Annotated in this window: 24 protein-coding genes; 10 read left to right on the top strand and 14 right to left on the bottom strand. The window is 65.1% G+C overall.

Translation table 11 applies throughout. From position 1 onward, the window contains the following. Position 1: 1 nt before the first annotated feature. From FFS49_RS08890 to FFS49_RS08830, 14 genes are all read right to left on the bottom strand, one after another. Complete coding sequence (locus FFS49_RS08890) at positions 2-490, bottom strand: hypothetical protein (protein ID WP_137910354.1); 489 nt, start codon at positions 488-490, stop codon at positions 2-4. A gap of 91 nt (positions 491-581) precedes the next feature. Next, a complete protein-coding gene (locus tag FFS49_RS08885; RefSeq protein ID WP_137910355.1) occupies positions 582-986 on the bottom strand; it encodes a Gp49 family protein in 405 nt (134 codons plus the stop codon). A gap of 224 nt (positions 987-1210) precedes the next feature. Further along, on the bottom strand, positions 1211-2758 hold the full coding sequence (locus tag FFS49_RS08880; RefSeq protein WP_137910356.1) for a terminase: 1548 nt from the start codon (positions 2756-2758) through the stop codon (positions 1211-1213). Further along, positions 2736-3473 carry a terminase small subunit gene (locus FFS49_RS08875; protein ID WP_137910357.1) on the bottom strand — a complete coding sequence of 246 codons (738 nt, stop codon included), beginning with the start codon at positions 3471-3473 and terminating at the stop codon, positions 2736-2738. Before FFS49_RS08875 ends, FFS49_RS08880 begins: the two co-directional genes overlap by 23 nt. Before the next feature lie 178 nt (positions 3474-3651). After that, a complete protein-coding gene (locus FFS49_RS08870) occupies positions 3652-4137 on the bottom strand; it encodes a hypothetical protein (protein ID WP_137910358.1) in 486 nt (161 codons plus the stop codon). Between the two features lie 16 nt (positions 4138-4153). After that, a complete protein-coding gene (locus tag FFS49_RS08865) occupies positions 4154-4459 on the bottom strand; it encodes a hypothetical protein (RefSeq protein WP_137910359.1) in 306 nt (101 codons plus the stop codon). Next, complete coding sequence (locus FFS49_RS42545; protein ID WP_239170784.1) at positions 4459-4974, bottom strand: hypothetical protein; 516 nt, start codon at positions 4972-4974, stop codon at positions 4459-4461. The genes FFS49_RS08865 and FFS49_RS42545 overlap by 1 nt, the downstream gene beginning before the upstream one ends. After that, positions 4971-6053, bottom strand: a complete 1083-nt coding sequence (locus FFS49_RS08855; protein WP_171026744.1) for a helix-turn-helix domain-containing protein — start codon at positions 6051-6053, stop codon at positions 4971-4973. Before FFS49_RS08855 ends, FFS49_RS42545 begins: the two co-directional genes overlap by 4 nt. A 37-nt stretch (positions 6054-6090) precedes the next feature. Next, positions 6091-6357, bottom strand: coding sequence for a hypothetical protein (locus tag FFS49_RS08850; protein ID WP_069264121.1), 267 nt, complete (start codon positions 6355-6357; stop codon positions 6091-6093). A 99-nt stretch (positions 6358-6456) separates the two neighbouring features. Next, the gene (locus tag FFS49_RS08845) at positions 6457-6771 is read right to left on the bottom strand and encodes a DUF4406 domain-containing protein (protein WP_137910361.1); all 315 of its coding nucleotides are present in this window, start codon (positions 6769-6771) and stop codon (positions 6457-6459) included. 11 nt (positions 6772-6782) lie between these two features. After that, on the bottom strand, positions 6783-7058 hold the full coding sequence (locus tag FFS49_RS08840; protein WP_137910362.1) for a hypothetical protein: 276 nt from the start codon (positions 7056-7058) through the stop codon (positions 6783-6785). Further along, positions 7055-7324: a helix-turn-helix domain-containing protein gene (locus FFS49_RS08835; RefSeq protein WP_137910363.1), complete on the bottom strand. Its 270-nt coding sequence runs from the start codon at positions 7322-7324 to the stop codon at positions 7055-7057. The genes FFS49_RS08840 and FFS49_RS08835 overlap by 4 nt, the downstream gene beginning before the upstream one ends. Positions 7325-7400: 76 nt before the next feature. Continuing rightward, positions 7401-7541 (bottom strand): hypothetical protein, encoded by a 141-nt coding sequence (locus FFS49_RS41925; RefSeq protein ID WP_171026743.1) that lies wholly within the window; start codon positions 7539-7541, stop codon positions 7401-7403. Positions 7542-7852: 311 nt separating this feature from the next. Continuing rightward, positions 7853-8248, bottom strand: a complete 396-nt coding sequence (locus FFS49_RS08830) for an XRE family transcriptional regulator (RefSeq protein ID WP_137910364.1) — start codon at positions 8246-8248, stop codon at positions 7853-7855. 486 nt (positions 8249-8734) lie between these two features. Here FFS49_RS08830 and FFS49_RS08820 point away from each other — a divergent pair, with 486 nt between their 5' ends. The 10 genes from FFS49_RS08820 (at position 8735) to FFS49_RS08780 (ending at position 13796) form a co-directional block, all read left to right on the top strand. Beyond that, positions 8735-9253, top strand: coding sequence for a hypothetical protein (locus FFS49_RS08820; RefSeq protein WP_171031079.1), 519 nt, complete (start codon positions 8735-8737; stop codon positions 9251-9253). Positions 9254-9477: 224 nt separating this feature from the next. Continuing rightward, a complete protein-coding gene (locus tag FFS49_RS08815) occupies positions 9478-9888 on the top strand; it encodes a hypothetical protein (RefSeq protein WP_137910367.1) in 411 nt (136 codons plus the stop codon). Positions 9889-10033: 145 nt separating this feature from the next. Then, a complete protein-coding gene (locus tag FFS49_RS08810) occupies positions 10034-10393 on the top strand; it encodes a hypothetical protein (protein WP_137910368.1) in 360 nt (119 codons plus the stop codon). Next, on the top strand, positions 10393-10659 hold the full coding sequence (locus FFS49_RS08805) for a hypothetical protein (RefSeq protein ID WP_137910369.1): 267 nt from the start codon (positions 10393-10395) through the stop codon (positions 10657-10659). Before FFS49_RS08810 ends, FFS49_RS08805 begins: the two co-directional genes overlap by 1 nt. A gap of 100 nt (positions 10660-10759) precedes the next feature. Continuing rightward, a complete protein-coding gene (locus FFS49_RS41920) occupies positions 10760-10897 on the top strand; it encodes a hypothetical protein (protein ID WP_155626106.1) in 138 nt (45 codons plus the stop codon). A gap of 2 nt (positions 10898-10899) precedes the next feature. After that, positions 10900-11121 (top strand): hypothetical protein, encoded by a 222-nt coding sequence (locus FFS49_RS08800; protein ID WP_137910370.1) that lies wholly within the window; start codon positions 10900-10902, stop codon positions 11119-11121. A gap of 7 nt (positions 11122-11128) precedes the next feature. Then, positions 11129-11767: a ribonuclease H-like domain-containing protein gene (locus tag FFS49_RS08795; protein WP_137910371.1), complete on the top strand. Its 639-nt coding sequence runs from the start codon at positions 11129-11131 to the stop codon at positions 11765-11767. Positions 11768-11804: 37 nt separating this feature from the next. Then, positions 11805-12149, top strand: coding sequence for a hypothetical protein (locus FFS49_RS08790; protein ID WP_059568110.1), 345 nt, complete (start codon positions 11805-11807; stop codon positions 12147-12149). A gap of 33 nt (positions 12150-12182) precedes the next feature. Continuing rightward, a complete protein-coding gene (locus FFS49_RS08785; protein ID WP_069264104.1) occupies positions 12183-13040 on the top strand; it encodes a DUF2303 family protein in 858 nt (285 codons plus the stop codon). A 129-nt stretch (positions 13041-13169) separates the two neighbouring features. Further along, a complete protein-coding gene (locus tag FFS49_RS08780) occupies positions 13170-13796 on the top strand; it encodes a hypothetical protein (protein ID WP_059568108.1) in 627 nt (208 codons plus the stop codon). The last annotated feature ends 7 nt before the right edge of the window (positions 13797-13803 follow it).

The raw sequence follows: 13803 nt of genomic DNA, 5'->3' as shown, positions 1-13803 counted from the left end.
GTTACGCGGCCGGCGCGTTAGCGCCCGACGAATCGGTTCCGGAGACCGATGAAGTGAGTTGGGAGCTCGAATCCGTCGGGTTCGCGCCACCACTCGAAGCGGCCGAAGTCGTCGACTCCCCCGTCTGCGCGACCGCCGGCGCGTCACCCGAAGGGCCAGTCGCAGAGGTCGACGAGCCAGCGGACAGCTCCCCCGCAGCACCATCGCCGTTCGCGGCGCCTGCGGTCGCGGGCTGCTCCTGCGCAACACCCACGTTCGCATCCACGAGCGTGGCGGCGGTCGTGGTTTGCTCAGCGCTCGGGATCTGCGCCAGCGTGTCTGCGAGCTTCTGCTCGAGCACCTCGACGCGCTCCTGGAGCGCATGCACCGTATCGACCAGCGACTCGATCAGCGCCTGCGTCGCCTTCTCGATCAGCGCGGTCGGGTCCGCATAGTGCAGTGCGTTGCCGACCACGTGCTTCAGTTCCGCGAACTTCTCTTTCAAGGACATCTCACTCTCCTAGTTGGTCCGGGCGGCAACCCGTACTGACGGTGTGTCGCAGCGTTCATCGGCCGTGGCCGCAGTCTCCGCCCGGATTCGGTTAGCCGCGCTCGCTCAGGCGCTGGCGCAGCAGATAGCCCTCGAGCGGCCAGATCTTCTCGATCGCTTTCGCGCGCGCGACCTTGCGACCGATCTCGGCATCGAAGTTCTCGGGCGATACGCACGCGCTCTCACCGGTCACCGTGAAGCCGTTGCGCAGCACGAGGACGCAGAAGGTCAGCAGCCTGAGCGACGAGCGGTCGGGCTCGATCTCGCCGACCTCGGTATCGACCTCGTTGAAGACCTGGTGCAGTTGCAGCGCAGCCATCGCGCCTTCAATGCCATGCTCGGCCGTGAAGTAGTGCTCGCTGAAGATCGCCGCTTGGATGTCCGCCGGCGTGAGGCGCGGCGCCGACTTGCCCTTAGCGCACAGCTCGCGCTCGATCTCGTTGTCCGTTTCGCTCATGTCAGCTCCCAAGCAGCGGTTTGTTCGTGGTGCTCGCCGGCTGCGTGAGGCCTGCCGGGCCAGTGATGATCGTGCTTGCCGCGCCGGCCGCTGATTCCGCGCGCTGCGCGGCCGACTTCGCCGCCTGCGCGCCGCTCGGCGACTGAGCCGTCGGCGCCGGCGGGGGTGCCAGCGGGGCCGAGGGCGTCGGAATGTCGGGTCCACCAAAGCCCATTGCTTCCTCCTCAGTTGTACGGGTCGTAATCCGTCTGCGCGACGCCGGTTGCATGCGCCTCCGCGTACGGGTCGTAATCGGTCGCAACCTCACCGCGCCGCACCGCAGACGGATGGCCGCCGCGGCCAGCGTCGGCGCGCTGCATCACCGGATACGCGAACGTCAGCGCGAGCCCGTCGGCGATGTCCGGCGACGCGAGCCCGCGCTTCTTCATGTCTTCCTTCGACTCGAGCAGGATCGCGTCGCGACCGTCGCGCAGCCGGAACGTGTATTCCGGCCCCGTGAGTTCCTGCTCGAGCTCGATGTCGTTCGGGATGGCGCCACCCTTCAGCCACTCGCGCATCTCCCCCCACATCTCCGCGCGCTTGTTGAAGTACGCGTTCTGGTCGCTGCCAGGCATCGCTCGGTCGGGCTTCGCGCCGAAGTGCACGCCGATCACCGGATAACCGAGCTGGCGCAGCCGGTCGACCACGCCCGCGCCGATGCCCGTCTCGTCGACAAACAGGCCGTCCGCGCGGAACTTGTCGTACTCGAGCGCGACGCGCGCGGCGAGCGCCATTGTGTCCAGGCCGCGCAGCGGGATCGGCGCGTGCGTGCGACCGTCGCGGCCCTTGCGGAAGTAGATGACGGACTGGTCATCGCCGAAGCGCGCGACGTCGACGCCCATCACGAGCGGATCGTGCAGATGCGCGACGGCCTCGCGCTTCATCGCTTCCTGCACCGCTTCGCTCGAGATGAACTGCATCGATCCCGCCCTCGGAAACTTGCCTCTGACACGCACACGGACGAAGTCGCTGTCTTCGCCGTGGTCCGCTACCCACTTCGCGATTTGCCGCTTGTTCGTCATGCGGCAGGTCCGCGAATCAATCTGCTTGTGAATCCACCGGTGCTTGAACCGCCCGAAGCACTCGCGGAACCGCCCGGTGTTCCGCGTCGGGTTGCCGGCGACGAACCAGATGATCTCGGTGTCCTCGTCGGTCAGCGCGCCCTCGGCCACTTCCCAAATCTTGTCGGCGATCGCCGAGCCCTCGTCGAACACGAGCAAGATCCGGTTGCCCTGGTTGTGCAGGCCGGCGAACGCTTCGGTGTTCGTCTCCGACCAGGGCACGGCGTCGATGCGCCACGTCTTTTCGTGCTGCGGCTGCTTCGAGAAGATCGCGGTCGCCGTGACCTCGAACCAGTGCCCGCAGATGCAGAGCCGGTGCCACTTCATCAGCTCCGGCCAGGTCTTCGTGCGCAGCTGCGTGTCGGTGTTCGCCGTCACGACGCCGCGCGTGTCCTCGCGCGTGCAGATCGCCCACAAGATCAGCCAGGCCACGAACGCCGATTTGCCGATCCCGTGGCCGGATGCGATCGCGATCTGAATCGCTTCCTGCAGCGTGATCAGCCCATCGCCGAGCTGCGTGAGGATCTCGATCTGCCACTCGTCCGGCCCATCGAACTTCACGAGCTCGCCGGTGCCCCACGGAAACGCGAACAGCACAAACCCGAGCGGGTCGTGCACAAAGCTCGCGATCTCTTCGAGCAGCTCGCATTCAGGATCCGCCCGCTTGACCATTGGCTCGACGCTTACGTGCAGCCGCGAGCCGCGCGGCCAGATCGTCCGTCACCGTGACGCGCACTTCCTCCTTCAGCAGGCCGAGGTGGCGCATCAGCAGCTCGCGCGCACGGTCCTGCGGATGCAAGATCACTTCCATGCCGTCCTTCGTGCGCTTCACCCCGCCGTACAACGCTTTCAGCTCGGGCGGCAAATTGCGCGTGTCGCCGAAGAACTCGCGGCCGAATCCTTCCCCGCCGCACTCGGGGCAGTTCGGATGCGGTTTGCGGGAGTGTTTGAAGCCGAGGCCGCCGCTCGCGTCGAAAACCGGATGCGCGGCCTTCGGGATCTTCGATTTTTTCGCCGCCGACAGCTCACGCTCGAAGCGTCGACGAGCCTCGTCCAGTTCGCGCTGCGTCTTGAACTGGTACGCGTGGCCGATGCCCCAGCAATACCGGCAGCACTCGCGCCGCAACGACACGATGCCGTTCGTGTCTGCGAACGCGACCGCGTGGACCTTCGCGAGCACCTCGTCTGCGTCGATCTGGACGCGTTCCGCGCGCGACCGCTTGCGCTCGGTGACCGCCGCAGCCACGTCAACATTTGTCAACAGGCGCGCGCCCTGCTGTTTCGCCGTGCGCGCGCTGTAGCCAGCCCGAATGGCCGCCTGCGTGGCATTCAGATCGACGAGATACTCGTCGACGAAGCGCAGCTGGTTGGCGGTCAATTTCGGCATGGCGTGCGTTTTCGATTCGGAAAAAAGAAACGCCCGCGCCGGCAAGCCGGAACGGGCGTTCGAAGTTCAAGGCCACTCGCTGAGACCCTGAAGGAGACACGGGAAAAACAAAAAGCCCGCTGGGGTCAGCGGGCTTTGCGATTGATGAAGGCGCACGTCGCCCTCACGGAAACCGATTCTAGGCGGGGTTTTTCGATCGAGCAAGATTTTTTTCAATGAGGCCCTTCGCGGAAAGCATCGGCACGAGCACTGCGATCGCGGCATCAAAGTCGCTGCGGCTCACATCAGCGAAGCGCGGATTGCGAAAGACAGTCGCGCCGACCGTCACGTTGCGGAAACGGACATCGGCATCACCGCTGCGATTGCGCATCTCCGCGTAGATCGCAGTGCGCAGCCGCGGCTCCAAGCGTGCGATGCACTCAGCGACGGTACGTGCACGAGCAGCGAGCAGCTCGTCGTCGATGGCGTAGTCCAGATCGGCTTCATCCCACTGACAGCTGGCGCGGTAGCGGGACCTGCCTTCGATGCCGAGCTTCGGCCTGTAGGCGCTCTCGTACTCGAACCATTCAGCCAGCACCTCGCCGACGCGATCGCGCCCTTCCGGTGTCGGATTTCGCATCTTCGTCTGCACGCTCTCACGCACCCACATCGCCAACACGCCCATGTCCTTTTCCTTTTTGTCAGATCAGCGCACGCGCGCCGGACCGCGCAACCAGCAACGCGACAACGCGCTCGATCGTTTCGTTCAATACCGACAGCTCGGTTTTCTTCAGCACCGCCCAAATGCGCCGCTGCCCGTGGATCCCGTTGTGGCCGCCGCGATGACAGTCGGGACACAGCGGAATCGACGTGAACCACTGGCCCTGGTCGATCTCGTGCGCTTCGCTCGGGCCGGTCTGCCCGCAGCACCCGCAGTCCATCGACTTGATCAGCGCGATGTACGCGCGCTCGGCCACGGTCGGCGCGCGCTTGTTCTTCGACTGCATCAGAACGTCTCCCGAACCCACTCACCTTTCACGCGGCGGATGGCGATGAAGCGGTAGTACGGGTACAGCTCGGCCGCGACCTTGATCTTCACGCGGGCGTCGTCGGTCCAGCGGCCCTTCACCTCGTGGATCTCGCGCGCGCCGTCCGGCAGCACGATCGCGAAGTCGGGCGTGTACCAGGTGCGGTCGGCAAGCCGTAGCTTCAGCGACTCGAACTTGAATTCGAGGATCTCGCCGACGTGCACGTGCGCCGCGAGCAGCTCGGCATATGCGACCTCGGTCTTGTTCATGCGGCCGGACGGCAGCCGGCCGAGCGCCTGCATGCGCTGCAGCGGCGTCGCCGCGACCGCGGCCGGCGTGGCGCTGATCAGTCGCGCGATGGTCGGCTCGAGCGGGACGGCAGCGGGAGACGCCAGGCGCGCCGCCGTGTCGGCGACCACGCCGCGCACGCGCGCCGTACCGAACACGCCGCCGGCGATCGCGCTCTCGGGATAGCGAAGTGCGTTCTTGCTCATGATGCGAAGTCGTCCACGGGCATCAGCGCGTCGCCGAACGTGGCGCGCGCGAACTGGTAGAGGTCGATGGCGTTGAAGCGCTGAGCGTCGGCCAGCACGTGCTCGATGGCGCGCGGCTCGCGCGATGCCCGCACGACGAGGACGCGGTAGTACCGCCAATCCTCGTCCTGCTTGCGCTCGCGCATGCCGAGCTCGGCGCCGCGTGCTTCCGTACCGGCCTGCGTCAGGTGCCATTCCATGGGATCGGCGGGGCCGACGGCGGCCGGCGCCATCGCTTCGTCGACGAACGTGGAGACGAAGCCGGCATACGTCGGCCGCTCGTCGCTGTCGCGCTTGCGCGCCGCCACGGCAAGCGCATGCGCCGCTCGCAGCTGGTCGGGCGTCACGCCCTTCCCGACCCAGGCAACGATGTGCGTTCGACCGCGGCCACGGTCGATGACCAGCTCGTGACCGCGTTCTCGCTCCAGGGCGATCAGCAGCTCACCGAGTTCCCGCTCGGCGTCGGTTTTGACGTTGCCTATTTTTTGAGCAGCAGCAGCAGCCGGTTTCTCGCACGCGTGTGCTGCTGCTTTCTTTGCAGGGTTAACTGCAGTATTAGACTGAACGTCGTTCAGTGCCTTTCTGTCGTTAGGTTCAGTGCCTTCTGGAACGACGTTCAGTGCCTTTTCTTGAGGCACTGAACCTGCTTCAGTGCCTTTATCCACAGGCTGCTGAACGTCGTTCAGTGCCTTAGTTTTGTGCCCTGTTTTTTGAGGCACTGAACCTGCTTCAGTGCGTTTCACATCGCGCTCAACGAGCTCGAATCCGTCAGGCAAGCGCGGGTAGTACTGATTGCGCGCCCACCGTTGGCCTCCGTAACCATGCTTCTCGACGGTGAGCCAGCCGAGCCCAGCGGCATCGCGCAGATGCGTAACGACCGCGCGCTCGGATAGGCCTGTTTCGGCAGCCAGAAGCGCCGTCGACGGGTATGCGGGCTCGCCGGCGTCGTTCACGTGGCAGGACAACGTCAGCAGCACGTGCCGGGTCGTGGGCGGCAGCTCCGAATTGATGATGGCGTGACGCCATGTCCACGGCTTCACAAGCGCCCTCCATCGATGAAGGGCGCGCACCTACCAATTACAGTGTGTGCCCGCTGCGATCTTCCCAGCCATCCCGAGAGCCGAGAAAGAAGTACAGCCGCTCGTCCTCGACCTTGATAAGCCCCTCCATGAACAGCCAGTTGAGCGCGTCGCCAAAGTCCCAGCCCGGCTCTGCCTGGTTGTAGTGAAGAGCGATCTTCAGCGAATCGGGCGCTACACCGTCGGCAAGGGCGAGCAACACGAGCTTTTGGATCGGCTCGTTGACGGGCACGCGGATCGCCCACGACAGAATCTTGACACTCATTCGAACGGTCTCCCACGCAAAATGCGTCACGTGACGCGGAACGGCAATCGTACCAGCGGACAGCGAGCGCCCCGCTCCCGAGCATGACATGTACGATCTTCATGCCGCCATCCTTTCGACGATATCGACCGCGCGGAACACGGCATGCCCGAGCGTCAGCGCGATGACGTATTCAAGCCATGCCCCGCGCGAGCTATGCCAGCCCTCCAGCATCGCGATCGCATCGCAATCGACCAGGTGCTTGATGTCGACGCGCATGCAGCCAAGCCAGTCGCGGCCGCAGCCTTCGGGGTTCAACTCGTCGGGACTCACGACCTCGTAACCGAGCGCGCGCAGACGCGCCGCCGTGACACGGAACGCAGGTCGGTTATGGTCGATGCACCCTGTCATAGGACCGGAAATGTAGACGCGCATAGCGACCTCCGTCAGTGTCCGCAGGGCTGGCCGCCGACGCGCACGCATGCGCCGCACGACAAGCAGGTCAGATCGGGCAACAGCGCAGGCAGGAGGTGCCGCGCCGCAAACTCGTCGATCCCGACGAATAGGTCGGCATCGTGGAACGGGATCTCGACAGTGCGATCGGTCATGATCACCTTCACGCGGCCCGCGCCGCCCGGTTCGTTCTCGAACTCGCACTGGTAGGCGTTGTCGACGATCTCCGACACGCGGTCGAAGATCTGGAAGGAACGCAGCCGCCTCATGCCGGTTGCTCCACGCCGAGCATCACGCGGTAGATGCGCCCCTTCCCCGGCACCTTCATCACCTCGAGCAGGCCCAGCTCGACGAGCGCCTCGATGCCGCTGCGCACGGCGCTTTCGCTCAGCCCGCATTTGAAGGCCAGGTGCTGCACGCTCGGGCAGCACTCTCGGTTGTTCAGGTTCGCCGCACGCGCGATCGCGAGCAGCACGATCTTCTTCACGCTCGGGAGCTCGATCTCCCAGGCGAGGTTTTCGTGGTGGAGACTCATCGGGGATTCCTAAGGCAGAAGATGACGGACAAGACGACGCACGCCGTCATGCCGAACGTCAGGATGTCGGCGTCCATCAGGCCACCTCGCGCGGCTCGAAGTAGCGCGCCGCGGCGCCGCAGGCGTGAAATTCGATGGCACGCTCGACGACGACAAACGGATGGCGGTGGATTACGACTTCGGGCATGCTGCCCGGATGGAGCGGCTCGGGGTGCATCGTGCGGCCGCACCGCGCGAAGGCCCACTTCGAAGGCAGCAGCCCAAAGAGTGACGAAAGGCCCCTGTGCGGGCGCACGTGCTTACAACCGCGGCACTCGCGTGCGCGATTCCCCGATGCAATCATGATGTCCGTCCCGTTTGCTGATTGGCGCCCTCGCGGGCGCGTGTGTTCTTCCCCGGACTTACCGGGGGGCAGCGGCTCAGCACATTTCCCTGCCGCGCGGGCTATCCGGGGGCTTAACCCGGTCCCAGCTTCCCCGCTTTCGCGGACCGCATGTGCAATACGGCAACTGCCACATCAGCCACCTTTCACGCCGCGACCATCCGGTCCGCAATCGCCTTCACCTCGTCCCAGATCCGGAAGCCCTTCTTCCGGTTCAGGTACTGGCTGATCGCGTTGTTACCGAGCTCGGCCTCGACGGCGTCGATCTTGTCGGCGGGCAGCTCGCGCCGGCGGCGCCCCTTCCGATCCTTCGCCTCCTCGTTGAAGTAATCCGTCACGAAGCAGGCCCGGAGGTCGCAGTGCTCGGCAAGCGTCAGCTTCGTCATGCCCTTCACGCGCCGCCACTCCCATGCCAGCCGGCACGCGTCGCGGTAGGTCTTGCACCCGTCGATAAGCTCCGGCGGCAGGAACACCAACTCCGGCTTGGGCTGCGCCGCGGCCGGTGGCCGCGTCATCGTCTGGAACAACCGAATCACGTTCATAGCGAGGCTCCCATATCGCGAAAATCAATCGCTTTTGTTCTTGAATTTGCACTTCGACTGCACACAAAATTTTTTTACCGCCCGGCGTCTTACGCGCGACCTCCGCTGCGCCCGCTCGCGGCAACACACATACAAAGGACAGACATGAACCTCGCTAACCAATCCCCGTCGTCCGCGTAGCGGCGACCGCGCCACTCGGTTCAGGCTGCCCCCAAACGTCAGGGCGCAACTCCGCGAGCGACAACCGCCTGTCCGCCTCGACGAGTTTCTTCGCCAGATCGGTGCTGGGCCGGCGGTGACCGCCAGCGATCAGCCTGAGATAGCCGACTGAGGAATCCACCTTGGCTGCCAGTGCCTGGCGCTCGGGCTCCCTCATCGACCGTAGCAATGTGCGCATGTCCATGCAGGCGACTTTATCAAACGGATAAGGTCAACTCAAGCATTTTGATAATTTATCAACCTGATACGCCCGCGTATTCTGCTGTCATGAAAAGACCGGATTTGAGGCTAAAGAAGGCGCGCGCCCTTGCCGATATGGTGGGAGGGGTCGCGGAGTTCGCGCGGCGAATGAATATGTCCGACTCGCAGGCCAGCCAGTTGATCGGTCAGAATCCGACTCGACGCATCGGCGACAAGATCGCTGAGCGAATCGAGCGCGTTTTTGAACTGAAGCTCGGCGAACTCGACGCCCCGCCTGAAGAAACCACACAACTAACCGTGACCGGTGCCGTCACGGACGGGGTAGCGAGCTTGATCGCCGAAATTCAGCGGGCAGCTGAGGGGGGCGTGTTCACGCACGACCTGTTGCATGCGTTTCACACGATTTTGCGACTCGCGCAGCACGAGAAGCGGCCCACGATTGAAGACGGCGGTACGAGCATCAAAGGACGGGGTTCCGTCGAAAGTGCTCAAGATGCGGTAGCGCAGCTTGAGCACGTACTAGATGCTGAGGCAGACCGTGGATCACAATCGCAGCACCGGGCACCACGCACCAAACGTGGTTGATTTAACGCGGTTTCGCGGAAACCGCATTGCGCCTGAAGCACCACCCCCACCACCATCCCCAAGTCCTCGAGTCCGCGTCGAGCGCGCCGCCGACGGGCGCCTGACATACGAATACGATGTCGCGCCGGCCGACGCTCCATCGGTCATGTCGATCTGCCTGCTGATACTGGCGAAGCTCGTCTCGAAGCTGCCGACCGCAGCCTAACCGTTACAAGGGGCACCCAATGAAGAAGGCAATCCTGATCGCCCTCGTGCCGCTTGTCGCGTGTACGGGCATGCAATCGATTCGAACCAGCTGGGAGCAAATGCGCGGCAAGCCCGTCGATGTCGCGATTGAGAAGCTCGGCGTCCCGCAGTCGGAACGCACAATCGCTGGGCACCACGTGTACACCTGGACGACCTCGCACACGGTCCCGCTGTACGACCAGACCATCGGCGTCACGACTGGATCCGCGAACCTCCCATCCGGACAGGCCACCTACTCCTCGCTCGCGACGACTGGCGGTTTCACGCCAACGAACCTGAGCTGCAAGATCGAAATCGAGGTCGACCGCGACAACCTCATGCGCAAGTTGTATTACGACGGGTCCGTCGGCGGATGCGCTCCTTTCGCAGACCGCCTGCGCACCAACTAACGCAGCCACCGCAGCGCACCAACCCGCAGCGCACCAACCCGCAGAAGCGGGTTTTTTTGCGCCCCTCACTTTATCATTTTGCTTGACTTCATTTATCCGTTTGATAAAGTGCGTCGTGTAGCACCCCTGACACGCGGAGACCACCATGTTCAAGAACCGTATCGCCATCGCAGCCGGCAGCGCCGCCGCTGCGTTGCTCGCGCAGATCCTGCCGTCGCGCGGTGATCTCGTTGATTTGCTTCCCGCACGACGCACGACGCTCAAGCAGCGGGCGACGCGCATCGTCGCGGGCCGGCCGCCGAAGTCGGCCGCACCGCGCCTGAAGCGCCCGCGCACGCCCGCCGACTTCGAGGCGATCGTGCGCGCCGAGCAGAAGCGGGAGCGCAAAGCGCGCAAGCTCCGCTGGGACAACGCCGTGCACCTCGCGACGTATTACTTCACCCGCGACGCCGTGATCGCGGCCGAAGCGCTCGACGTCTATCACGCGATCGAGGCGGTGGCGTAATGGCTGAATTCACCACCCATCACACTCCCGAGCAGTTGGGCGAACTCGTGGAGCAACTCGACCATGTCGAGTTGCTCGGGTCGTACATCGCTTCCAAAGCCAGCCTCGATGTCCTGCGCGAGCTGCGCGTTCGCGGTATCAGTGCCGAGGCCGTATCCGCGCTCGAAAGCGATATCGCCGTCGGCATCAAGGCGTTGCTTAAGCGCGCCTCACACGAAGGCTGGACGCTTCCCGATATCGGTTTTGCCCGCCGGGAGACGCATTGATGAAGCGCATCGACTGGCTCCCGCTCGCTGTGCTCGCGGCCCTCTACATGCTCGCCGGCGCCATCGCGCCGCCGCTCGAGCGACTGATGGGGGTGTGGGCATGAAGGGCTTCCTTCTCTACATCGCCAGCTCCGTCGTCGCGCTCGGCGCCGCCGTCCTGTTGCTCGCCACCGTGCAGCAGTGGGACGAAGACACGATGCCGGCCGCCCGCGCCGCGACTGCCGCCCGGAGCATCTGACCGTGCCCGGCCCGCTTCCCGTCACCGACGCCATGATCGCGCGCGAATTCCGCCTGCAGCGCGTTCGCGGCTCGGCCGTCGACGCGATCACGAACCCGCTGATCCGCCGATGCCTCGCACTCGGCGCGGAAGCGCGCGCCGCGCGCGAGGCGCGTGAAGCGGCCGCCGCCCCCTCCCATCCCACCCGCGACGCGAAGTCCCGCGCCGCCAACGACAACGACTGAGGTATTCATGACCGAATACGGCAACTCCCTGATCTACGACATCGAGATCGCCAAGGCGATCTTGGGCCGCGGCGAAACGCGTATCGATGGCGTCCAATACTGCGACGGCTGGCACGACCATGCCGGCATGGGGATCAGCGTCATCGGCGCGTACGACTACGCCGAATCGCGCTATCGCGTGTTCTGCGAGGACAACCTCGACGCGTTTGTCGAGCTGTGCGCAGAGCGCGCGCCGCTCGTGTCGTTCAACGGTATCGGGTTCGACGACAAGGTGATCAACGCCACGCTCGATCCGTACAGCGCGATGCCGCGCGAGCCGTTCCGTTACGACCTGCTCGCGGAGATCTGGCGCGCCGCCGGCCTCGACCCGACGTTCGGCGGCAACTCACACGCCGGCTACGGCCTGGACGCGACGTGCGAAGCGAACTTCGGCATCCGCAAAACCGGTAACGGCGCGCACGCGCCGATCGCGTGGCAGCAGGGCCGCGTCGGCGAGGTCATCGACTACTGCCTCAACGACATCCGCCTCACGAAACGCCTGTTCGACCACGCGGTCGTGCTCGGCGAGCCGATCGTGCTCGCGAAGACCGGCGCGTCGGTCCGCCTGCGCACGATCGACCAGGTCGAGCGCACCTACTTCGCCTGATCCCGCCACCCTCACCCCCTGAACGGAGACGACAGACATGAGCGTCAGACCCATTACCGACACGCTGCGCCACATCGGCGGCGGCATCTTCATCGACCAGGCCAGCGACAAGCTCGCCGAACTCGTCAACGCCGTCGACGCCAGCGGCAAGGCCGGCACGATGACCATCACGATCGCCGTCAAGAAAGCAACGCGCGGCGGCGCCATGCATATCGGCGCCAAGGTCACGTTGAAGAAGCCGGCCGAGGAACCTATGGAGGCAATGCTGTTCGCGACGCCCGAGGGCAACCTCATCGCGGACGATCCCCGCCAACAGAAGCTGGACCTGAAGCGCGTCGACGGCGCTTCGGATGCGCCGCCGTCCGCGCTCAAGACGGCATAACCCCCTCCCTCCACCAAGGACTCTGCTGAAACCATGGACGACCTCAATCAGAACCTCGCCGAGACGCTCGCGCGCGAAATGAAGCAGCCGATCGAAATCGGCTCGAACACCTCGGCCGCGGTGCGCCGCCTCGCACTGCCGCCGGACTGGCAGTTCGTCGAGAAGGATGAATCGAAGCTGCTGCCGAAGCCGCTGCGCAAGATCGCCCAGGTGCGCGTGCGCGACGTCGACAGCTTCATCGAATACGTGAAGCGTCACGGCTCGCTGACCGACTGCACGATCTGGTGCCTCGCCAACTACGTGGAGGGCAAGATCTCGTTCACGGGGATCATCAACGACCACGGCGCGGACGAGAATGCGCCGGCCTGGCGCGATCACCGTGCGCTGTTCTCGCCGGAGTTCAGCGAGGAGTGGCGCCGCTGGACGGGCGTCAATCGGAAGCAGATGAGCCAGACGGAATTCGCTGCGTTCATCGAGGACAACCTGAAGGACATCGCTAGCCCGGACGGTGCCGGGCTGCCGAGCGGCTCGGCGATGCTCGAAATGGCCCTGTCGTTCGAAGCGACACAGGACATGCGGTTCAAGAGCGCGGTCCGTCTGTCGAACGGCGGCGTCAATCTGTCGTTCGTCCAGGACGACGACGCGCAGACGCTGCAGAAGATGTCCGTATTCGAGCGCTTCGCGATCGGCGTGCCGGTGTTCTGGAACGGCGACGCCTACCAGATCGACGCGCGCCTGCGCTACCGCGTGCGCGACGGCAAGCTCGCGTTCTGGTTCGAGCTGATCCGCGCCGACAAGGTGCTCGAGGCGGCCGCCACGACCATCGTCAACACGATCAAGGAAAAGACCGGGAATCCGTTCTTCTTCGGCACGCCGTTCGCCGGCGAGTAAGCCTCCCTACGCGGCGGCCGCGCGCCGCCGCGCCACCGGCTTCAACGGTGGATGCTCGGTGTGACGGGTGGGCGCCGTCACACCGAGCATCCACCCTTGAGGCCATACCTCGAACGCGTGAGGACGCGCATGACGGAAGACATCGAAACCTTCCTCGGCACTGTGGCCGAGGCGACAGCGAAGGCGGTCGCGACCGGTATCGGTCTGCCGCATTTTGACGTCGTGAGGGCAATCAACAAGATGCACGCGGCCGGCCAGGTCGAGCGCGAGAAGCGCGCGGGCGGCGGCAACGAATACGTGTACTGGCTCTCGCGCGGCGCGCCGGTGGCGCAACAGGCAACCGATGCCGCGCCCACGCCGCCTGCGGCCCCCGTGCAGTCGCACGCTGCAGCGAGCGCGAGCCTTCCGGCCGCCGCGGTCGGCGTGATCGACACCGCGCACGTCATCGCCGAGCTGCGCGCAGATGTCGAACGACTCACCGCCGAGCGCGACGCCGCGCAGCTGAAGGCGGACACGTGGCGCGCGAACGCCGCGGCGCTCGAGGCGCGCATCGACGAACTGACGCTCGGCCCGGTCGGCGCCCGCGCGCCGCTGTTCGTCACCGTCGGCCGCAACTGCAAGCCGCAGCGCCACGAATCGCTCGATAAGGCCCAGCGCCGCGGCCGCGCTCTCGTGCGCAGCGAAAAGGAAACCGAGGTGCTCGTGCTCGAACCGGTCGGCCGGATCGTGCGCGGCACGGAGTGGATGCCCCGATAACTACAGG

Origin of the sequence: Burkholderia sp. 4NA327C6 (assembly GCF_005502655.1) — a bacterium.
Taxonomy (GTDB): domain Bacteria; phylum Pseudomonadota; class Gammaproteobacteria; order Burkholderiales; family Burkholderiaceae; genus Burkholderia; species Burkholderia contaminans.
The sequence above is the reverse complement of the archived record's forward strand: the minus strand, read 5'-3'. Positions and strand labels throughout refer to the sequence as shown.